The organism is Nocardia transvalensis NBRC 15921 (genome assembly GCF_000308875.1).
Classification (GTDB): Bacteria; Actinomycetota; Actinomycetes; order Mycobacteriales; family Mycobacteriaceae; genus Nocardia; species Nocardia transvalensis.
In genome coordinates this window covers 1-19,466 of record NZ_BAGL01000006.1, presented here as the reverse complement: position 1 = coordinate 19,466, position 19,466 = coordinate 1, and the positions used below count along the sequence as shown (strand labels likewise).

General features: G+C 70.1%; 21 protein-coding genes. 5 read left to right on the top strand and 16 right to left on the bottom strand.

What is annotated here, in order from left to right; translation table 11 throughout:
• Nucleotides 1-182: 182 nt before the first annotated feature.
• From ON41_RS03475 to ftsH, 13 genes are all read right to left on the bottom strand, one after another.
• A complete protein-coding gene (locus ON41_RS03475) occupies nt 183-617 on the bottom strand; it encodes a rhodanese-like domain-containing protein (RefSeq protein ID WP_040745053.1) in 435 nt (144 codons plus the stop codon).
• Nucleotides 614-1,225: a cysteine dioxygenase gene (locus ON41_RS03470; protein ID WP_051160923.1), complete on the bottom strand. Its 612-nt coding sequence runs from the start codon at nt 1,223-1,225 to the stop codon at nt 614-616. Before ON41_RS03470 ends, ON41_RS03475 begins: the two co-directional genes overlap by 4 nt.
• A gap of 168 nt (nt 1,226-1,393) precedes the next feature.
• Nucleotides 1,394-2,188 carry a type III pantothenate kinase gene (locus ON41_RS03465; protein WP_040745051.1) on the bottom strand — a complete coding sequence of 265 codons (795 nt, stop codon included), beginning with the start codon at nt 2,186-2,188 and terminating at the stop codon, nt 1,394-1,396.
• Between the two features lie 14 nt (nt 2,189-2,202).
• Entirely contained in the window at nt 2,203-2,622 is a 420-nt protein-coding gene (gene panD, locus ON41_RS03460; protein WP_040745050.1) for an aspartate 1-decarboxylase, read from the bottom strand.
• 15 nt (nt 2,623-2,637) lie between these two features.
• Complete coding sequence (gene panC, locus ON41_RS03455; RefSeq protein ID WP_051160922.1) at nt 2,638-3,603, bottom strand: pantoate--beta-alanine ligase; 966 nt, start codon at nt 3,601-3,603, stop codon at nt 2,638-2,640.
• Nucleotides 3,600-4,586, bottom strand: coding sequence for a Rossmann-like and DUF2520 domain-containing protein (locus ON41_RS03450; protein WP_246829443.1), 987 nt, complete (start codon nt 4,584-4,586; stop codon nt 3,600-3,602). Before ON41_RS03450 ends, panC begins: the two co-directional genes overlap by 4 nt.
• 265 nt (nt 4,587-4,851) lie before the next feature.
• Nucleotides 4,852-5,829 (bottom strand): DUF6779 domain-containing protein, encoded by a 978-nt coding sequence (locus tag ON41_RS41015; RefSeq protein WP_040745049.1) that lies wholly within the window; start codon nt 5,827-5,829, stop codon nt 4,852-4,854.
• Between the two features lie 127 nt (nt 5,830-5,956).
• Nucleotides 5,957-6,427 (bottom strand): DUF3180 domain-containing protein, encoded by a 471-nt coding sequence (locus tag ON41_RS03440; RefSeq protein WP_040745173.1) that lies wholly within the window; start codon nt 6,425-6,427, stop codon nt 5,957-5,959.
• Between the two features lie 5 nt (nt 6,428-6,432).
• Nucleotides 6,433-6,957, bottom strand: coding sequence for a 2-amino-4-hydroxy-6-hydroxymethyldihydropteridine diphosphokinase (gene folK, locus ON41_RS03435; protein ID WP_040745048.1), 525 nt, complete (start codon nt 6,955-6,957; stop codon nt 6,433-6,435).
• On the bottom strand, nt 6,954-7,349 hold the full coding sequence (folB, locus tag ON41_RS03430; RefSeq protein WP_040745047.1) for a dihydroneopterin aldolase: 396 nt from the start codon (nt 7,347-7,349) through the stop codon (nt 6,954-6,956). Before folB ends, folK begins: the two co-directional genes overlap by 4 nt.
• A 6-nt stretch (nt 7,350-7,355) precedes the next feature.
• Nucleotides 7,356-8,198, bottom strand: coding sequence for a dihydropteroate synthase (gene folP / locus ON41_RS03425; RefSeq protein ID WP_051160941.1), 843 nt, complete (start codon nt 8,196-8,198; stop codon nt 7,356-7,358).
• A 65-nt stretch (nt 8,199-8,263) separates the two neighbouring features.
• A complete protein-coding gene (gene folE / locus ON41_RS03420) occupies nt 8,264-8,908 on the bottom strand; it encodes a GTP cyclohydrolase I FolE (RefSeq protein ID WP_051160920.1) in 645 nt (214 codons plus the stop codon).
• Nucleotides 8,909-9,036: 128 nt separating this feature from the next.
• The gene (ftsH, locus tag ON41_RS03415) at nt 9,037-11,430 is read right to left on the bottom strand and encodes an ATP-dependent zinc metalloprotease FtsH (RefSeq protein WP_040745045.1); all 2,394 of its coding nucleotides are present in this window, start codon (nt 11,428-11,430) and stop codon (nt 9,037-9,039) included.
• A 409-nt stretch (nt 11,431-11,839) separates the two neighbouring features.
• Between ftsH and ON41_RS03410 the strand changes: the two genes are divergently transcribed.
• On the top strand, nt 11,840-12,664 hold the full coding sequence (locus ON41_RS03410; protein WP_246829442.1) for a hypothetical protein: 825 nt from the start codon (nt 11,840-11,842) through the stop codon (nt 12,662-12,664).
• A gap of 63 nt (nt 12,665-12,727) precedes the next feature.
• On the opposite strand, the gene ON41_RS03405 is transcribed toward ON41_RS03410, so the two are convergent.
• Complete coding sequence (locus tag ON41_RS03405) at nt 12,728-13,555, bottom strand: DUF1266 domain-containing protein (RefSeq protein WP_040745043.1); 828 nt, start codon at nt 13,553-13,555, stop codon at nt 12,728-12,730.
• 158 nt (nt 13,556-13,713) lie between these two features.
• Between ON41_RS03405 and ON41_RS03400 the strand changes: the two genes are divergently transcribed.
• Complete coding sequence (locus ON41_RS03400; protein WP_040745042.1) at nt 13,714-13,947, top strand: DUF2277 domain-containing protein; 234 nt, start codon at nt 13,714-13,716, stop codon at nt 13,945-13,947.
• A gap of 12 nt (nt 13,948-13,959) precedes the next feature.
• Here ON41_RS03400 and ON41_RS03395 read toward each other — a convergent pair whose 3' ends face one another.
• Nucleotides 13,960-15,234 carry a PucR family transcriptional regulator gene (locus ON41_RS03395; protein ID WP_040745041.1) on the bottom strand — a complete coding sequence of 425 codons (1,275 nt, stop codon included), beginning with the start codon at nt 15,232-15,234 and terminating at the stop codon, nt 13,960-13,962.
• A 149-nt stretch (nt 15,235-15,383) separates the two neighbouring features.
• On the opposite strand from ON41_RS03395, the gene ON41_RS03390 reads away from it, so the two are divergent.
• The 3 genes from ON41_RS03390 to ON41_RS03380 all read left to right on the top strand — a co-directional run bounded on the left by ON41_RS03390 (nt 15,384) and on the right by ON41_RS03380 (nt 19,193).
• Complete coding sequence (locus ON41_RS03390; protein ID WP_246829441.1) at nt 15,384-17,300, top strand: aldehyde dehydrogenase family protein; 1,917 nt, start codon at nt 15,384-15,386, stop codon at nt 17,298-17,300.
• Nucleotides 17,297-18,136 (top strand): SDR family oxidoreductase, encoded by an 840-nt coding sequence (locus tag ON41_RS03385; RefSeq protein ID WP_040745040.1) that lies wholly within the window; start codon nt 17,297-17,299, stop codon nt 18,134-18,136. The genes ON41_RS03390 and ON41_RS03385 overlap by 4 nt, the downstream gene beginning before the upstream one ends.
• A gap of 169 nt (nt 18,137-18,305) precedes the next feature.
• Nucleotides 18,306-19,193 (top strand): PfkB family carbohydrate kinase, encoded by an 888-nt coding sequence (locus tag ON41_RS03380; protein WP_040745039.1) that lies wholly within the window; start codon nt 18,306-18,308, stop codon nt 19,191-19,193.
• On the opposite strand, the gene ON41_RS03375 is transcribed toward ON41_RS03380, so the two are convergent.
• Nucleotides 19,194-19,466 (bottom strand): hypothetical protein (locus ON41_RS03375; RefSeq protein ID WP_040745038.1); only part of this gene is annotated, 273 nt, incomplete at its 5' end.

Here is a 19,466-nt window from a genome sequence, read left to right as displayed (position 1 = left end):
TGCTCCGGAAATCCTTTTACGCGCCGCCCGAGCAGTACCCCGCAGTAACGAAACAGCATCGATTCGAGGTCCGCCGCGATCGGCCGCCTCCGGGCACGACCGGACCCGGCCAATTACGGCGAAACGGTCATTCGATCGAAATCTCCTGTGCCGCGCCGCAATTCGCCGAAATTCGACCGTGATCAGAGCGAGGCCAGGGCGACCGCCTCCCGGGCGATGTGCGGCGCCCCCGCGGCGACGGACAGCAGTCCGGCCGCCTTCACGGCCTGATATCCGCCCACCAGATCGGTCGCCCGGCGCAATCCCAGCTGCTGTAGCGAGGCCGCGGCGAGGCTGGAGGTATAGCCCTCCGAGCACAGCACGATCCATTCCACGTCGTGATCGACGGCCAGGGCCAGGCGGGCCGAACTGGTCGGATCGAGACGCCATTCCAGGACGTTCCGCTCGATCACCAGCGCCCCGGGCAGCGTGCCCTCCTTCACCCGCTGCGCCTGCGGCCGGATATCGACCAGCATCGCACCGCGGGCGACGGCCTCCGGCAATTCGAACGCGTAGATCCGCCGCAGCTGCGACCGCGCGTTCTCCAACATGGCATCGATTCCGAGAGGGGTGGTCATTTCACATCGCCTTCGGGCTGGTCGGTGAGGACGGTCCGGGAGCGGCGCAACGTGCCGTGGCCGGTGACCTCGTAATAGGACATGGCGGTGAGCGGTGGGGAATAGGCGTGGACCGACAGCGTCGGATTCGACGGGTCGGCGGCGCCGGCGAACTGATCGGGTGCGCGGACGACGTCGTGGACCCAGCCCAGCGGGAACGAGGCCTGGTCTCCGGCCGACAGCGTCCGCTGCCGTAATTCTTTTCCGTTCCAACGGAATTCCGAGAGAGCGCCGCTGAGAACGGTGAGCGCGCCGAGCGATCCGGCGTGGTCGTGCAGTTCGGTGGAGCGGTCGGGCACCCAGCTGATCAGCCAGACGTCGACCTCCTCGTCGGCGAGCAACCGCACGGCCCAGCGGTTGTCGGCGGGCCAGGCGCCGCCGTCCGGGAGCAGGTGGTCGTAGCGGCCGGCGAGCACGTCCTCGGCGCCCTCGTCGGTCAGGCGCAGCAGGTCGGCCGGGCGCAGCCGGGTGGGCAGCGCCGAGGCGACGGGGCGCTCGGTGATCTCGGCGGGCAGCCGGGCGGCATGGGTACGTGCGGGTGACGACACTGCGATGGCAGAAGACCGCATGAGCGAGACTCCAGGAGAAGTGTGGATGGCCGGGGGACGTAGAGCCCCGACATCAGCCGAGGCGAATCAGCCTCGACAACACTCCTGGGTGGTCACGCGGTAGGACACGGGCAGAAGTCTAGCAGCGGTCGATCGATGCGCAATATCGCTGTGGTCCATCCGACACTTTCAGGACCGGCGGCGTTGCAGGTTGCGCTCGAACACCACACGCAGCCCGTCCAGGGTCAGATGCGGTTCGTGCCGCTCGATCGTCTCGGATTCGGGCACGATCAGCGGCGCGGTCCGCCCGGTCGCCACCACCACGACATCGTCGCCGGAGAAGGTGTCGAATTCGTCGCGGATGCGGTCGATCAGCCCGTCGACCAGGCCCGCGAAGCCGAAGACCGCGCCGGCCTGGATGCACTCCATGCTGTTCTTGCCCACCACCGAGCGCGGCCGGGCGAGTTCGGCCCGGCGCAGCGCGGTGCGTTCCACGATCGCCTCGGTGGCGATCTCGACGCCCGGCGCGATGACGCCGCCGAGGAACTCGCCCTTGGCCGACACCACGTCCACGCAGATGGCGGTGCCGAAATCGACCACGATGGCCGGTGCGGCGAAGCGGTGGTAGGCCGCCAGGCAGTTCACGATGCGGTCGGCGCCCACCTCCTTCGGGTTGTCCACCAGCAGCGGAATGCCCGTGCGCACACCGGGTTCCACCAGCACGTGCGGGACGTGGCTCCAGTACTGGCCGAGCATGTCGCGCAGTTCGCGCAGCACCGGCGGCACCGTCGACAGCGCCGAGACCCCGACCACCTGCTCGGCGTGGTCCCCGATCAGACCGCGCACCTGCATGGCGAACTCGTCGGCGGTGAGCAGTGGATTGGTGTGGATGCGCCAGGTCTGGACGAGGCTCGCGTGCTCCCCACTGCCGGAGAACAGGCCGATCTCGATACTGGTGTTGCGGACGTCGATAGTCAGCAGCATCCGCCGACCTCCCTTTACGCCGGGGTGAGCGAACGAGGCGAGGTCAGGCCCGACCCCGCGGGCGCGTGGGCCGGATCCGAGCCGAGGTCGACCTGCCGGTTGTGCTCGTCGACGAACACCACCCGCGGCGCGTACTCGCGCAGTTCCGCCTCGTCCATCATGCCGTAGGCGATCAGGATCACCAGATCGCCCGGATTGACGAGATGCGCTGCGGCGCCGTTGATTCCGATGACGCCCGAGCCGCGCTGACCCGCGATCACGTAGGTCTCGAGGCGGGCGCCGTTGTCGATGTCGACGATGCAGACCTGTTCGCCCTCGAGCAGATCGGCGGCGTCCATCAGGTCGGGGTCGACGGTCACGGAGCCGACGTAGTGCAGGTCGGCGTGGGTCACCGTGGCGCGGTGGATCTTGGATTTCATCATGGTGCGCAACATCGTCGTCGGCCTTTCCTACGAGTTCGCCTGTGCGGGTTGGTCGTTCGAGATCGTGGCGGGGCCGGGCGCCCCCGGGGCGCCGAGGGTGACGGCCATGTTGTCGATGAGCCGCGTGCTGCCGAGCCGGGCGGCGATCAGCAGACGAGCATTGCCGCTCCAGTCGGCGTCGGGCTCTGTGACGGGCCCGAGGTCGGCGCGGCGCAGCTCGAGGTAGTCGAGGTCGAGGCCGGGCACGCCGTCCAGGACGGACCGCGCCGCCGCCAGCACCGCGTCGGGGCCCAGGCCACCGGCGTGCCGGCCCGCGACCAGCGCCGCGGACAGGGTGGTGGCGAGGTCGCGCTGATCCGGATCCAGGTATCGGTTGCGGGAGGACAGGGCCAGGCCGTCGGTCTCGCGGACGGTCGCCACCGGGACGATCCGCACGTCGAAGTTGAGGTCCCGGACCATCTGCCGGATCAAGGTCAGCTGCTGATAATCCTTTTCGCCGAAGAACGCCTCGTGCGGGTGTGCGATCTGGAGCAGCTTCGCGACCACGGTCAGCACGCCCGCGAAATGGGTCGGGCGGGACGCGCCCTCGAGTTCCGCGCCCAGCGGGCCGGGGTGCACCGAGGTGCGGGGGCCGTCCGGGTACATCTCCGCGGGGCTGGGCGCGAAGACCAGTTCGACGCCCTCGCCGCGGAGCAGTTCCACGTCGGCGTCGAGGGTGCGCGGATACCGGTCCAGATCCTCGCCCGCGCCGAACTGCAGCGGGTTCACGAAGATCGAGACGATCACGATCTGATTGGTCCGCTTGGCCTGCCGCACGAGCCGGAGGTGCCCCTCGTGCAGCGCGCCCATGGTGGGTACCAGCGCGACGGTGCGGCCCACCGAGCGCAGCGCGGTCGAGACGGAGGTGAGCGTCGCCGGGTCGTGGACGACGGTCAGTTCGCCGGGTTTGTAGGCGGTACGCAGGGCCTGCTGCCGCGCTCTCTGATCGGTCATCGGGGTCCTCTTTCCGTCTGGTCGGGGCCCTCGGAACGCCCCTCCAGCAGATCCGTCAGGCCGGAATCGGCACCGGCGAGTTCGGCCGTGCGCAGGGACAGGGCTCGGTAGCCGGCGGCCAGGCGCGGGTCGAGCTTGCCGAGCGCGTCGAGATGGGCGGCCACCGCCGCGGTGTCGCCGCGAGCCACCGGGCCGGTCAGCGCGGACTGCCCGCGCCGCAGGGCGTTGTCGAGGGCGGCCGAGGCCAGGGGCGCGAGGATGCGTTCGGCCAGTCCGTTCGGCTGGTCGTCGACGGGTTGCTGGCCGAGCAGGCCGGGTCCGTTCAGGGCGTCCCGCAGCGCCGCTACGGCGTCGACGATCACCGTGACCAGGTGATTGCTGCCGTGCGCGAGGGCCGCGTGATACAGCGTGCGGTTCTCCTCGGGCACCCGTACCGGTTCCCCGCCCATCTCGATCACCAGCGACTGCGCGATGGCGTAGCCGACCTCGTCGCCGGCCGTGATGCCGAAACAGGCATTGCCCAGGCGGGCGATGTCTTCGTCGTGGCCGGTGAACGTCATGGCCGGATGGATCGCCAGGGGCAGGGCGCCGAGTTCGGTCAGCGGCGCGAGCACCGCGATGCCGTTGGCGCCGGAGGTGTGCGCGACGATCGTGCCGGGCCGCACCACGCCCGCCGCCGCGAGACCGGCCACCAGGCCGGCCAGTTCGCTGTCGGGGACAGCCAGGACGAGCAGTTCGCTGCTCGCGGCGAGCCGCTCGGGCGGCAGGATCCGGGAATCCGGCAGCCGGGTGCGGGCCCGCCGCAGGGACGCGTCGGAAATCGCGGACACGCCGAAGACGACGTGGCCGGCACGTTCCAAGGCCGCGCCGACGGCCGAGCCCACGCGTCCCGCCGAGACGATTCCCACCGTCAGCCGTGCGGGCGCCGGATCACTCCCTGAGACACCGCGACCCTCATCGGGCCGCGCAGATTCAGAGGTCACCATTGTCCTCTCGAAGTCGTTCCAGTCCCGCCGAGCGGGTACCGGACGTTATCGATCCGAGGATATGCCCAGCCCGCGGCCGCCGACAGAGCCAAGCCCGGTGATGTTGCCCACGAGGGGGCAATCCCCTGTCCCCGGCACAGCCACTCCCATATTTCCCGGCACGTATTTCCCGGCACGCTTGTGGCCGGGATCTCTTCGCCGGTTGGTGGTTCCGGCCGCAAGCGTGCCGGAAATCGGCGGACGAATGGGCGGTGTCGGCGGGTCAGTTGGAGCGGTTCTGTTCCGAGGCGAGGTTGGCGAGGATTTCGGCGACCGAGAGTTGGCCCGTGCAGGTGCCGTCGCCCGGGTCGGCGCGGCGGCGACGGCGGGTGCCGGCGGTGCCTACGACGATGGGGGTGGGGGTCGGCGGGGCCCACGGCGGGCGGACGTCGGGGCCGTCGTATTCGGGGGTGATCGTTTTTCCGGCATGCTCTCGGCCGGAATCCACCTCCGCCGATCGGGCCGGGGCGGGAGCCGGTTCGGATTCGCGGGCGGGCGGGCCGAACCACGAATCCGGGCGAGAGGCGTCGAATTCCTGTGCGCGCGTGGTCGATCGGCCGGACTCGGACAGCGTGGGCGCCTCCGGTTCCGGTTCGGGCTCGTCCGGATCGTCCAGGGTGACCACCGAGGTCTCGGCCGTGACCGGATCGTCGTCGGGGCCGGCGAAGACCGGCGGTTCGGGATGGTCGAGTTCGAAGACGGGGGTCACCGATCCGCGCGGGACGGCGGGCACGCTCCACGCGTCCCAGGTGTCGGCTTCCGCCGAGTTACCGTTCGCCGAGGCGCCGGGCAATTCGTGAAGACGCACCGCATCGGCCCGCAACGCGGGCCGATCCACCGGCAGGTCGCCGTCGAACAGCCTCTGCAAACTCTCGCGCAACACCGCCAGCTCGGCCCGCAACGCCGCCATCTCCGATGCCTCGGCGCCGACCTCCGCGCGGACCCGGGACTCGACCTCGAGTTCGTACTCGCGCCGGGCGGAGACCTCCCGCTCCAGCTGCAGTTCGTAGACCGTCCGCAGACCACGGACCTTGGCCTGGCCGAGCTCGGATTCGCGCCGGTAGCGGGTGGCGGTGAAGCCGCCGATCACGGCCGCCCAGAGGGCCACCACCAGACCGACGCGAGTCAGCTGCAAGCTGTTGCTGAAGATCAGGAAAACGCTGGCAACCAGACCGAGAAGAATCAATACACCGACGACCAATTTTCCCGCACCTGCCCGCCACCGACGGGAAGTACTGCTACGGGAGGGTGAAACCATGCCCGCAAGGGTAGCTCGAATGCTCGGCTCAGGCTGCCAGGTCGGCCGGAGATTCCGGCCGCGATGATTGCTAAGAGGTTGCCGGTTCGTCGGGCGGGTCGCTGGGGGCGCGGCAGCAATACTCCAGCCACAGGGCCGCCGCCACCAGCAGCAGACCCGCCACCAATCCGACGATCGCGCCCGGCGTATCCGACGCCGCCGCCCGCAACGTCGACCGCTGCGGGAACACCCAGATGAGAAAGCCCAGCCAGACCCCGGCGGCGAGCGAACCCACCTGCGCCGACGCCTTGGCCAGCGCCACGGCCCGCGCGGCGGTGATCGGATGCAGCTGCCGCGGCCCGTCCCCGATCCGCTCGTCGTTGACGCGCGTCCGAATCACGAAGGCCAGCACGGCCTCCAGTGCCGCCACCGGATACAGCGACGCACCGGCAATCACGGTGATCGGCGGGAAACTGGAATACGCCCACCGCGTGGCCACCCACGCAACCAGCGCCGCGACCAGCACATTCGCGGTCAGATCGAGCAGTTTCGTCGGTTTCATGACATTCATGAGGCGGCCTGCCGCAGCGGGAGATCGGTGCGATGAACGCCGTCGCGCTCGGCGGGCGCCAGCGCGGCCAGCAGATCCCGCACGGGTTCCGGGACGCCGTCCACCTCCAGCACGGCGCCGGGATCCGCGGCGAGCCAGGGCGCCAGCACGAAGGCGCGATTCCGGGCCTGCGGATGCGGCAGAATCAGCTCGGGGTCGGCGCTGCGCACGGCGCCGGTCCCGTCCTCGCACCGGATCACGTCGACGTCGAGTGTGCGTGCGCCCCAACGGACCTCGCGCACCCGATCGGCGGCCCGTTCCAGTTCCCGGCCGCGCCGCAGCCAGTCCCACGGCCCCGCCTCCGGATCGTCGACCAGCAGAACGGCGTTCAAATAGTCCTCCTGCGGCACCGGCCCCCAGGGCGCGGTCGAGTACACGGGCGAGACCGCGACCAGGTGCGGCGCGAACGCGTCGACCACCTCGCGCAGGTGAGCGAGCCGATCGCCCATATTCGAGCCGATCGACAGCACGGCACGACTCATGTGTCCGCCTTCGTGGCCGCCGCGACCCCGCCGCGCTGCCGGGTGGCGACCACCCGCACATCCGCGAAGGTGTGCGGGATGGGGGCGGACGGCTTGTGCACGACCACCTCGGCGGCGGCGACGCGCGGATCGGTCATCACGTCGTCGGCGATCTCCGAGACCACCGTCTCGATGAGGTTGCGCGGCTCCCCCTGCACGATCTCCACCGCGCGCCCGGCCAGCGCGCCGTAGTCGACCGTGGCGGCGAGGTCGTCGGAGGCCGCGGCGGTCGCGAAATCCAGCCAGAGGGTGATATCCACGACGAATTCCTGGCCATCGCGGCGTTCGAAGTCGAAGCAGCCGTGGTGACCGTAGGCGCGGAGGCCGCGCAGTTCGATGCGGTCGGTACTCACTCGGGTTTACTCCTCGGACCCATCCGTCGTTCCGGGGTGTTTCCGCGCGTCGGCGGCGCGGCGCCAGGCGTCGGTGACGGCGATGGCGTCCAGGGACGATCGCACGTCGTGTACGCGCACGCCCCAGGCGCCGTGCAGCGCCGCCAGCGCCGACACCGTGGCCGTCGCGACCTCGCGGCCGTCGGGCGGGCGCGGCGTCTCGTCCTCGGCGAGCAGCGCGCCGAGGAAGCGCTTGCGGGAGGCGCCGACGAGGACCGGCAGGCCCTGCGCGGTCAGTTCCGGCAGGGCGCCGAGCAATTCCCAGTCGTGCCCGGCGTTCTTGGCGAAGCCCAGGCCGGGGTCCAGGACCAGACGGCTGGGGTGCACGCCCGCGGCCATCGCGAGGTCGACCTGGATCGACAGCTCGGCCAGCACCTCGGTGACCACGTCGTCGTAGTGCTCGGCCGGGCCGGTGTGGCGGTAGTCCGCCGTCGCGCGCCAGTGCATGAGGATCCATGGAATCTCGGCCGCCGCAACGACTTTCACCATATCGGGATCGGCGCGACCACCGGAGACGTCGTTCACGACGCCGACGCCAGCCGCAATCGCCGCCTCGGCCACGCTCGCGCGCATGGTGTCGACGCTGGTCGGTACCCCGGCCTCGACCAGGCCGCGGATCACGGGCGCCACCCGGTCGGCCTCGATGCGCGGATCGATGCGGACCGCGCCCGGGCGGGTCGATTCGCCGCCTACGTCGATGATGTCGGCGCCCGCCTCGAACAGCCGGATGCCGTGCTCGATCGCGCGGCCCGGGTCCAGGTAGCGGCCGCCGTCGGAGAACGAGTCGCTGGTGACGTTGACGACACCCATCACCACACAGGAGCGTCCCCCGCGCGGAGCGACGAGCTGCGTCAGTTCGGCCACCGCACGCCCGCTCACTTTCGCAGGATCAGATCGAGGGCCTCCGCGCGCGAGGAGGCGCTGGTCTGCAGCAGACCGCGGACCGCGGAGGTGGTGGTGCTGGCGCCGGGCTTGCGGATGCCGCGCATCGCCATGCACAGGTGCTCGGCCTCGACCACCACGATCGCGCCGCGCGGGTCCAGCTTCCGCATCACCGCGTCGGCGATCTGGCTGGTGAGCCGCTCCTGGACCTGCGGCCGCTTGGCGTACAGGTCCACCAGCCGCGCCAGCTTGGACAGCCCGGTGACCCGGCCGTGCGGGCCCGGGATGTACCCGACGTGGGCGACCCCGTGGAACGACACCAGGTGATGTTCGCAGGTGGAGTAGAGCGGGATGTCGCGCACCAGCACCAGTTCCTGATGGCCCTCGTCGAAGGTCGTGTTCAGGACCGAATCGGGTTCGGTGTACAGGCCCGCGAACATCTCCCGGTAGGCCCGCGCCACGCGGGCGGGGGTCTCGGCGAGGCCCGGACGGTCGGGGTCCTCGCCGACCGCGAGCAGCAGTTCCCGGACCGCCGCCTCGGCGCGGTCCTGGTCGAACGGGCGGCCCGTCTCCAGGGCGACCTCGGAATCCGAGGACGGCGCGTCGGACTCCGTTACGACACGGCTGTTGACCGACACTCGCGGACACCTCCACAACTCATGAACTCGTCGCGCCCGGCTGTGCGGATCGCGGCCCTGCAGCCTCGAACGCGACCGGGATACCGGCAATTCCCCGGCACCCGGATATCGAGCCTAATCATCGAAGATCAGTGCCGGCCGTTCGGTCCGTCCCATTCGCTGCCGTCGCCCTCGCCGTTCGGCCTCGGGTACCCCGGACCGTCCTGATCGCCCGGCTGGTTGCGGCCCGGACGCCCGTAGCGCTGGCCGCCCGCCGGCGCCCAGCCCGTCGGTCCCTGCTGCCCGCCGTAACCCGGCGCGCCGGGACCCTGCGGCCTGCCGGACTGGGTGTCCTCCTGCGGCGGCCAGCCCGGCGCGGACCATCCGGCCGGTGCGCCGTAATCGGGCCGCGAACCGTGCGTGCCGCCACCCTGACGCGGGTAGGACGGCCCGCCGGGACCGGGCTGCGCGTAGCCGCCCGGCTGCGGCGCGGGACGGCCGTAGCCGGGTTGCTGCGCCGGGTAGGCGCCCTCCGGCGGATAACCGTTGGCCGGAACCGGCTGGGCGGCGGCGGCCCGCACGGCCTCCTCCTGCTCGTCCGGCCACGGCTCGCCGCGCTCGGCGGCCAGCTCGCGCGGGGTCTTGACCGGCGGCCGATCCGACGGGACGCGCTCGCCGAAGTCGTTGAACGCGGTGATCCGCGGCCGCTTGTCGACGGTGCTCAGCACCTGCTCGAGATCCTTGCGGTGCAGGGTCTCCTGTTCCAGCAGGGCGGTGGCCAGCGAGTCCAGCTCGTCGCGGTAGTCGTTGAGGATGGCCCAGGCCTCGGTGTGCGCGGCCTCGATGAGGTTGCGCACCTCCTCGTCGATCTCGCGGGCGACCTCGTGTGAGTAGTCCGAGGCGGTGCCCATGGTCCGGCCCAGGAACGGGTCGCCCTGCTCCTGGCCGTAGCGCACCGCGCCCAGCCGCGCGCTCATGCCGTATTCGGTCACCATCGCGCGGGCGATCTTGGTGGCCTGGTCGATATCGGAGGAGGCGCCGGTGGTCGGCTCGTGGAACACCAGTTCCTCGGCCGCGCGGCCGCCCATCGCCATCACCAGCCGGGCGATCATCTCCGAGCGGGTCATCAGGCCCTTGTCGTCCTCGGGGACGGTCATGGCGTGGCCGCCGGTGCGGCCGCGGGCCAGGATCGTCACCTTGTAGACGGGCTCGATATCGGGCATGGCCCAGGCCGCCAGGGCGTGGCCGCCCTCGTGGTACGCGGTGATCTTCTTCTCGTGCTCGCTGATGATGCGGCTCTTGCGCCGCGGGCCGCCGATCACGCGGTCGACCGACTCCTCGAGCGCGGGCCCGGTGATGACGTTGCCGTGCTCGCGCGCGGTGAGCAGGGCGGCCTCGTTGATGACGTTGGCCAGATCGGCGCCGGACATGCCGACCGTGCGCTTGGCCAGCCCGTCCAGATCGGCGTCGGGCGCGATCGGCTTGCCCTGCGAGTGCACCCGCAGGATCGCGCGGCGACCGGCGAGATCGGGATTCGAGACCGGGATCTGACGGTCGAAGCGGCCCGGACGCAGCAGCGCCGGATCCAGGATGTCGGGACGGTTGGTGGCCGCGATGATGATCACACCGGTGCGGTCGCCGAAGCCGTCCATCTCGACCAGCAGCTGGTTCAGCGTCTGCTCGCGCTCGTCGTGACCGCCGCCGAGGCCCGCGCCGCGCTGGCGGCCGACCGCGTCGATCTCGTCGACGAAGATGATGCAGGGGCTGTTCTGCTTGGCCTGGTCGAACAGGTCGCGCACGCGCGACGCGCCGACACCCACGAACATCTCGACGAAGTCCGAACCGGAGATGGTGAAGAACGGAACGCCGGCCTCACCGGCCACGGCCCGCGCCAGCAGCGTCTTACCGGTACCCGGCGGGCCGTACAGCAGTACGCCCTTGGGGATCTTCGCGCCCAGCGCCTGGTAGCGGGCCGGGTTCTGGAGGAAGTCCTTGATCTCGTAGAGCTCTTCGACAGCCTCGTCCGCGCCGGCCACGTCCGCGAACGTGGTCTTGGGCATGTCCTTGGACAGCTGTTTGGCCTTCGATTTGCCGAAGCCCATCATGCCGCCGCGGCCACCGCCCTGCATACGGGCCATGACGAAGACGAACAAGCCCAGCAGGATCACCATCGGCAACACGAACAGCAGGATCTGGGTGAACCAGCTGTCCTGTTTGACGCTCGTGTTGTAGGGCGCGCCCGAGGCCTGCACATCCTTGAGGACCTGCGCGGACACCTCGCTGCCGCCGGGGTATTTGGCGATGATCTGGGTCTGGCCGCTGGTCGCGTCGTTGCCCTTGTTCAGGGTGATGCGCAGCTGCTGTTCCTTGTCATCTATCTGGACCTGCTTGACGTTGGACTTGTCCTGCAGTTGGGTGAGCGCCACCGAGGTATCGACGTTCTTCCAGCCGCGCGTGTCGTTGCTGAAGTAGCTGACCAGATAGATCACGAGCAGGATGCCCGCGACTATGGCCAGGTTGCGAAACACTGTCTTGCGGTTCATAGAGCGTCGGCCGGCTGGCCAGTCCTTTCCGGTGTATCCGGTGCGTGCCTACGATGCTTCGAGCGGTGCCGTAACCGTTCCGGAAACCCGGCCGGGTCCGGCGGAACGGATGCGGACAAGCCACGTTACCGCGTACGGTCTACTCGATACATCGCGCAGTTCGGCAGCTGATGCAGTTCAACTGGTAAACGGTCGGAGAACGCAGGTGGTTCCCGGCCTATCGGATGGACACCTGTGGGTGTCGGTCCAAGTGGCAACAATCATGGCATGCACGTCCTATTGTGAGGCACGACACAACAAGAGCGCAGGGGGTATGGACATAGTCGAGCTACGGACACCCACAGCGATTCTGCGTCATGGCGGCGGGCGCCTGCAGGTGCTTCGCCCCGGCGGGACCGACGGCGAGCGCGTGCTCGACGTGCCTGTCTCCGACCTGCTCAAGGTCCGGCTGAACCGGCGCACCGACGACGCCGTCGTCATCGAGATCTACCTGCGGTACCCCACCTCACTGCTCACCGGCATCCCGGCCGACCGCACGCCGCTGCCGGTCCTGATCGCCGAGCACGACGTGCCGGCCGCCACCGTGATCGTGGAGCGGATCAACTCCCAGATCGTGGCGACCCAGCGCATCGATATGTCCGTCCCCGACCTCACTCCCCCCGCCCCCGCCTGGGGCAAGACCGGCCCCACCCGGGCCGACGTGGACCGCGCCGTCCGGCGGATGGCGCCGCGGCGCGACGCGCGGGCGGCCATAGCCGACTTACATCGGCTGGTCGCGCCGGAGGAGTTCGCGCTCGAGGTCGCGATGGTCACCGCCGAGCCGCCGACCCCGCGCGGCCGCGGGCTGCTGGCGGTCACCACGGGCCGGTTGATGTTCCTGTCCGCCGGGCCCGGCGCCCGGCACACCTACGAGATGCCGGTGGCGGCGCTGCTGTCGGCGCGCCTCACCGACGATTCGGGCAGCACCGGCGAATACGGCGTCGACGTGACCGACGGCAATATGACCCTGCACTTCACCGGGGTCGACCGCGCCGATACCGACCGGGTGGTCGGGGCGCTCACCTTCGCGATCCAGCGCGAGTCCGCCGACGGGGCCGTCTCCCCGCCCGACCCCGGTGTGTCGCAACTGTATTCGGAATGGGAACTGCTGGTCGAGCGCCATTCGCTCGGCATGGTCGACGACGCCCAGTTCCAGCGGTACGGGCGCGGGATTTTACGGTCGCTTCCTGATTGATCCCGGCCAAAAGCACGCCGGGAAATAGGTGGGCCGCGGGAAATAGGTGGGCCCGCGGGACTCCTACTCCTCCGGGGACTGGAGGGACATTCGCCGCCAGGGGCTGGTGGGGCGCATCCACAGGCGCACCAGTTCCAGGCGGCGGTCCACGCCGCCGGATTTGAGTTCGGCCAGGTCCTCGCAAGCCTGCCAGTAGGTCCAGCCGGTGATGAAGGCGTCGCCGAACTGGCGCCAGTTGCGGTAGCGGCGCTGGGCCGCGGGCAGGGCGCGCATCACGTAGTCCCAGGCCACGTCGGCGTCGAGGTAGCCGGCCGTGAACGCCATTCGCGCCACCGCGACCACCCGGGCCAGGTCCCACGCCTCGATATCGGACGGCAACGGCTGCACCAGGTGGTCGATGAGGCCGAGTTTGATCGCCTGCGACCAGATGTCGTAGTCGCGGACCAGCGCCTCGGGATTGTCCATGCCGCGGAACGACCCGACCTGGCGCAGGAAGGCCCGGTGCCGGTCGGCGCGCTCACCGAAGCGGTCGCGCTCGGGCGAGTTGATGCCGGCCGTCACCAGCGGGTGCACCAGCGCGTAAAGCGGCGAATGCATGCCCTCGAGCAACTGTTCCATCGACGCCATCGCCTCGGTGGCGTCGGTGATGCCCCAGGCGCCGGTCAGGGTGTCGATGGCCAGCTCGCGGCGGTCGCCCATCGGATGCTCGCGCTCGGGACCGAGGAGCAGCGCGTCGTGGAAGGCGTCCCAGCGCGCCGAGTAGAACGCGCCCAGCGACAGCGCGCGCAGCTCGTCGTCCGAGACCTGTGCGCCGGACCAGTGGTCTTCCTCGCGCCGGTCCAGCTCCTCGTACGGGAAGGTGGTCAGCGTGGGCACGTCGCGGGCAGCCATGCCTCCGATTGTGTCGCACGCCGCAAGATTGCGCTGCCTCCGGTGTCGCGTGTTCGCCACGACGCGCCTGCGAAATAGCCAGAGAACGCAACACACAATTTTCACATCGGGCCATTCCGGCCCTGTCACGCCCGCTGGACGAGCGATAATCTCTGGCCATGAGTGGAAACATCACCGTCCTGCGTGGGCTCGAGCCCCCTGCGACCGAGCAGGAAATATACGCGGCCGCACAGGAATACGTGCGGAAGATCGGTGGGCTGTCCGGCCTGTCGTCCACCACCAAACCCGCGTTCGACAAGGCGGTCGCCGCCGTGGCCGAGGCGACCAGCGCATTGCTGGCGGAGTTGCCGGAGCGCGGCCTGCCGCCGGTAACCAACTCGCCGCTGCGGTAGGGCCGCTCGGGCTCAGACCCCGTAGATCGCCACGCAGTCCAGGGCGATCTCGAGCCGCAGGCTGCGCTGCTCGACCGGGTGACCGAGCGCCTCCTCGACGCGCTGGATTCGGTAGCGCACCGTATTCTTGTGCACCCCAAGCTTTTTCGCGGCCGCGTCCGGACTGCGGTGGCACCGCAGGTAGGCGTGCAGGGTCTCCCGCAGGCGGGCGGCATTGGCGTCCCGGCGCGCCAGCGCGCCGAGTTCGCGCTCGATCAGCGCCCGCATGGCCGCCTCGTCCGCACCGGCCAGATAGGCCACCTCCACCTCCGGATAGCTCAGCAGCCGCGGGACGGCGCGGGTCGCGCGCTCGGCGACATGCCGGGCCGCGACGGCCTCCCGGTGGCTCCGGCGGAAACCGGCGATGCGGTCGGCGGGCGCGCCGACCGCGATCCGCACCGGCGCCTCGACGCTCGCGGGCAGCCGGTCCAGGCTCGCGTCACCGTCGACGCCGATCCAGGCCCACAGAGCGGCCGCACCGGACGGCACGGTCAGCACGCCGCCGTTCCCGACCGCGCCCGCCAGCCGGGCGGCCACCCGCTCCAGCAGGCCCAGCGCCTCGCTCTCGCCGGGCGCGTACGGGACCGGATCGCCCTCCGGCACCGCGAGCACCCCGGCGGGGTTCTCGTCGGTCCACAGCACACAGGCGACGTGCCGCTGCGACAGGCGATATCCGAGCCTGGTGGTGGCCTGGTCGGCGTCGAGGTCCTCGCCCGCGAGCAGGGCGCGCACGATCTCGGTGCGCTGGTTGAGCGCCGCGCGCAGCCCGCGCTCGCGCTCCTCCATATAGGTCCCGGTGAGCGCCTCCACCGAGGTGCTGATCCAGCGCGTGGAGCGATCGAACAGGCGCAGCAGGGTCGCGCGCTCGGTATCCGGCGGGAACTGCCGGTCCTGGAGCACTTCGGTCATGTACTCGAGCACCGCCTCCTGGCCCACGTGGTAGACCCGCAGCAGCAGGCGCAGGTCGTGGCCGCGCCGCGCGATGGTGCGGGCGAAGGCATGCGCCTCGGGCGGCACGGGATAGTCCAGCGTGTCCTGGGTGAGGCTGCTCAGCACCGCCAGGGCGTGTGCCCGCGTGCTGGCCTCCAGATCGCGGCGCATATCGCGATCGGCCAGTTCCGGAACGCGCCGCACGATCGCCAGATCGAGCCGGTCGACGATCTGTTCCAGGGTCTCGGTGCGCAACGTCTCGGCGACGAAGTCGGCGATCCACTGCCGCACGGTCACATCGGCCGGGACAGCGGTCACGACGAACCTCCGAACTTGTACTCCGGATACAAAGTTACCCCCGGCAATTGACCATGTAAGCCAAGAACCCGTACCACCGATTGTGTCACGATCATAGTTCAGTGAGTTGATTCACAAGTCGCAACGAAGCGCGCTGGGAGAGCAAGATCGTGACAGATACCGACCCGGTCCCCGAAGCGGAGAGATCCGGCGAGACCGGCTCCGCCGCCGCGAACGGCAAGCCCGCCGAAACCGGCGCGGCGAAGAAGGCGGTCGCGAAGAAGACGGCGGCGAAGAAGACCCCCGCCAGGAAGGCAGCGGCCAAGAAGACCCCTGCCGCCAAGACGCCCGCCAAGAAAGCTCCCGCCAAGACACCGGCCAAGAAAGCTCCCGCCAAGACACCGGCCAAGAAGGCTCCCGCCAAAGCGACGGCCGAGAAGGCTCCCGCGAAAACGACAGCCCGGAAACCCACCGCCGACGCCACAGCCGAAAAGGCCGCGGCGGAAAAGGCACCCGCGCCCACGACCGAGCAGGCTCCGGCGAATCCCCCCGCCACCGAACTCGAGGTCCGCAATCCCGCCACCGGCGAGGTGGTCGGGCGCGTCCCGGTGGATTCGGCCGAGACGGTCGCCTCGAAGGTCGCCGAATTGCGGCTCTACCAGACCGAATGGGAGGCCGTCGGCGCGGAGGGCCGCAAGCGCTGGCTGCTGAAGTTGCAGGACTGGCTGATCGACAACACCGATCACCTCGCCGACGTCCTCCAGTCGGAAACCGGTAAGCCGCGGGTGGATTCGCTCATCGACCCCAGCTTCGCGGTGGATCTGATCGGCTACTACGCGCGCCGGGCCGGGAAATTCCTCGCCGACGAGCATCCGTCGCCGCACAGCCCGCTGGCCCGGGTCAAGCGGCTGACCACGACCTACCGGCCCTATCCGGTCGTCGGGGTGATCACGCCGTGGAACTTCCCGCTGGCCATGCCGGCCCTGGACGTGATCCCCGCGCTGGCCGCGGGCGCCGCGGTCCTGCTCAAACCGTCCGAGGTGACGCCGCTCTCGGCGCTGGAACTGGCCCGCGGCTGGGCGGAGATCGGCGCGCCGCCGGTGCTCGCGGTGGCCACCGGGGCCGGGGAAACCGGTGCGGCCGTGGTCGATTCGGTCGACTACGTGCAGTTCACGGGCTCGACCCGGACCGGCCGGGCGATCGCGCGGGCGTGCGTGGAGCGGCTCATCCCCTACAGCCTGGAACTCGGCGGCAAGGATCCGGCCATCGTGCTGGCCGACGCCGATATCGACCGCGCCGCCTACGGCATCGCCTTCGGCGGGCTGTTCAATTCCGGCCAGGTCTGCATCTCGGTGGAGCGGGTCTATGTCGAGGAGCCGGTCTACGACGAATTCGTCGCCAAACTCACCGCGCACGTCCGCGATCTCCGCCAGGGCGCCGACGGCCGCGAATCCCGATACGACATCGGCGCGCTGGCCAACGAGGCCCAGCGCGATATCGTCGCTCGCCACGTGGACGAGGCCCTCGCCGCCGGCGCCAAGGCCCTGACCGGCGGCAAGCCCACCGGCACCGGCACCTTCTACGAGCCGACGGTGCTGGTCGACGTCGACCACAGCATGGCGTGCATGACCGAGGAGACCTTCGGCCCGACGCTGCCGGTGATGAAGGTGGCCGACGAGGTCGAGGCGATCGCGCTGGCCAACGATTCGATCTACGGCCTGTCGGCGTCGGTGTGGACCGGCGACAAGGCACGCGGCGAACGCATCGCGCGCGAATTGAACGCGGGCGCGGTGAATATCAACGACGTCTTCTCCAATCTGTTCAATTTCGCCCTGCCGATGGGCGGCTGGCGGCAGTCCGGCATCGGATACCGCTGGGGCGGCGCGGACGGGGTGCGCAAGTACTGCCGCGCCCAGGCGGTCACCACGCCGATTCTGCCGACCCAGCAGAAGGAACTGTTCTGGTTCCCGTACAGCACGACGAAACTCGGATTCGCGTTGAGCGCCATGCGCGCGGCCGGCGCCCGCGGTATGCGGCGCCTGGGAATCATGGACGTGATCAACACCGTGGGAGGTAAAGGCCAGTGACGGAATTCGGAAATATCCGCGGCAAGGTGGTCGTCATCACCGGCGGCGCCCGCGGCATCGGCCTCGCCACGGCGACCGCGCTCCAGACGCTCGGCGCGAAGATCGCGATCGGCGATATCGACGAGACGGCGGTGAAAGAGTCCGGCACCACACAGGATTTCGACCACTACGGCCCCCTCGACGTCACCGACAAACAGTCGTTCTCCGATTTCCTGGACGAGGTGGAACGCCAGCTGGGCCCGATCGATGTGCTGATCAACAATGCCGGGATCATGCCGACCGGCAAGCTGGTCGACGAGCCGGACGCGCTCACCCGGCGCATTCTCGACATCAATGTGTACGGCGTGGTCCTGGGCTCGAAACTGGCGCTGGCCCGCATGCTGCCCCGGCGCAGCGGACACGTCGTCAATATCGCCTCGCTCGCGGGTGAATCCCACATCCCCGGCCTGGCCACCTACAACGCCAGTAAGCACGCGGTGCTGGGCTTCACCGACACGCTGCGCGAGGAGTACCGCGGCAGCGGAGTGTCGATCTCCTCGGTGCTGCCGACCCTGACGAAGACCGAACTCGGGTCGGGCGTGACGACGCCGAAACTGCTGCGCCCCGCCGAGCCGGAGGAGATCGCCGACGCCATCGTGAAACTGGTGGCGCAGCCGCGGTCGAAGGTGCGGGTCACCGCGGTGGCGGGCGTGATCGCCCAGATCGTCGGCCTGCTGCCGCAGTCGGTGGGCGATGCCATCGGCCGCGCGCTGGGCTCGCAGCACGCCTTCCTCGACGAGGTGGACGAGGGCGCGCGCAAGGCCTACGAGAAGCGCGTGCGCACCGGCACCGAGTAACGCGCGCGGCAGCCCGCGCACCAGCACCCGACAGCCCGCACACCAACACCCGGCAACCCGTGCACCAACACCCGGCAACCCGTGCACCAACACCCGACAGCCCGCGCACACCAGGACCCGGCAGCCCGAGCACACCAGCACCCGGCAGCTCTTCGCTAGGGTCGCCCGCATGGCAACTGCGGTATTCGTCGGGCTCGCCACGCTCGATATCGCGTACGCGGTGCGGCGGTATCCGGCCGAGGACAGCAAGACCCAGGCCGACGACCAGTTCCTCGGTGCGGGCGGCCCGGCGGCGAACGCGGCGGTGACCTACGCGCACCTGTCGGGCCGCACCCCGGCGCTGATCACCGCGCTCGGCGATCATCAACTGGCCCAGGTGATCCGGCGCGACCTCGACGAGTACGGGGTCGCGCCGCTGGATGTGACGCCCGGCGGCACGCACCGGCCGCCGGTGTCCTCCATCGTGGTGGCGACCGAGGCGGGGAGCCGCACCATCGTGTCGCTGGACGGGTCGGAGATCTCGGCGCCGTTCGACCGGGAGCACACCGGGCCGCTCAACGACGCCACCGTCGTCCTGCTCGACGGCCACTATCCCGAACTCGCGCTCGGATTCGCCTCGGCCGCTCGGAAATCCGGCGTCACCGTGGTCCTCGACGCCGGACGCTGGCGGCCGGTCCACGCCGAACTCCTGCCGATGGTCGATATCGCGATCTGCTCGTCGGCCTTCGCCCCGCCGCATACCGGCGGCACGCCCGGCGAGGTAGTCGACGACCTGCGGGCACGCGGCGTGCCGCGGGTGGCGATCACCGAGGGCGGCGGTCCCGTGCGCTACGCGGACCCGGACGGTCGCGGCGAGATCGCGGTCCGGGACGCGACGATCGTGGACACCCTCGGCGCGGGCGATATCCTGCACGGCGCCTTCTGCCACTACTACTGTGCCGGACACTCGTTCTCGTCGGCGCTGCGCGACGCGGCCGCGGTGGCCACGGCCTCGTGCGGCTACCTCGGCACCCGGGAATGGATGCGGCGCACGCCCTTCGGACCGGCCGGTCGCTGATCAGAGCACGAGGTAGCGGCTGCCGCTCGCCCGCAGCGTCAGATCCGCGTGTCTGCGGGTCGCGGACACCAGTTCCGCGTTCAGCAGATCGCTGCGGGCCACCTTGGCGCGCGCGAACTCCTCGCTCTTCCCACCGCGAACATGCCTGTGCACCAAACGCTTTCGCAACAGTTCGGCCGGGGCGTCGAGATACCAGCCCTCATCGAGATACTCGCGCACCGCCGACCACCCGGCCGTCCCGCCGTCGTCGAGCAGCAGGTAGTTCCCCTCGGT

Coding starts and splice junctions, on each gene's coding strand:
- ON41_RS03470 (WP_051160923.1), bottom strand. CDS start 1,225: ATGCGGTCTTCTGCCATCGCAGTGTCGTCACCCGCACGTACCCATGCC.
- ON41_RS03475 (WP_040745053.1), bottom strand. CDS start 617: ATGACCACCCCTCTCGGAATCGATGCCATGTTGGAGAACGCGCGGTCG.
- folK (WP_040745048.1), bottom strand. CDS start 6,957: ATGAGTCGTGCCGTGCTGTCGATCGGCTCGAATATGGGCGATCGGCTC.
- folP (WP_051160941.1), bottom strand. CDS start 8,198: ATGGGTGTCGTCAACGTCACCAGCGACTCGTTCTCCGACGGCGGCCGC.
- ON41_RS03465 (WP_040745051.1), bottom strand. CDS start 2,188: ATGCTGCTGACTATCGACGTCCGCAACACCAGTATCGAGATCGGCCTG.
- ON41_RS03380 (WP_040745039.1), top strand. CDS start 18,306: ATGGCAACTGCGGTATTCGTCGGGCTCGCCACGCTCGATATCGCGTAC.
- ON41_RS03405 (WP_040745043.1), bottom strand. CDS start 13,555: ATGGCTGCCCGCGACGTGCCCACGCTGACCACCTTCCCGTACGAGGAG.
- panC (WP_051160922.1), bottom strand. CDS start 3,603: ATGACCGATCAGAGAGCGCGGCAGCAGGCCCTGCGTACCGCCTACAAA.
- ON41_RS03440 (WP_040745173.1), bottom strand. CDS start 6,427: ATGAAACCGACGAAACTGCTCGATCTGACCGCGAATGTGCTGGTCGCG.
- panD (WP_040745050.1), bottom strand. CDS start 2,622: ATGTTGCGCACCATGATGAAATCCAAGATCCACCGCGCCACGGTGACC.
- ON41_RS03400 (WP_040745042.1), top strand. CDS start 13,714: ATGAGTGGAAACATCACCGTCCTGCGTGGGCTCGAGCCCCCTGCGACC.
- ftsH (WP_040745045.1), bottom strand. CDS start 11,430: ATGAACCGCAAGACAGTGTTTCGCAACCTGGCCATAGTCGCGGGCATC.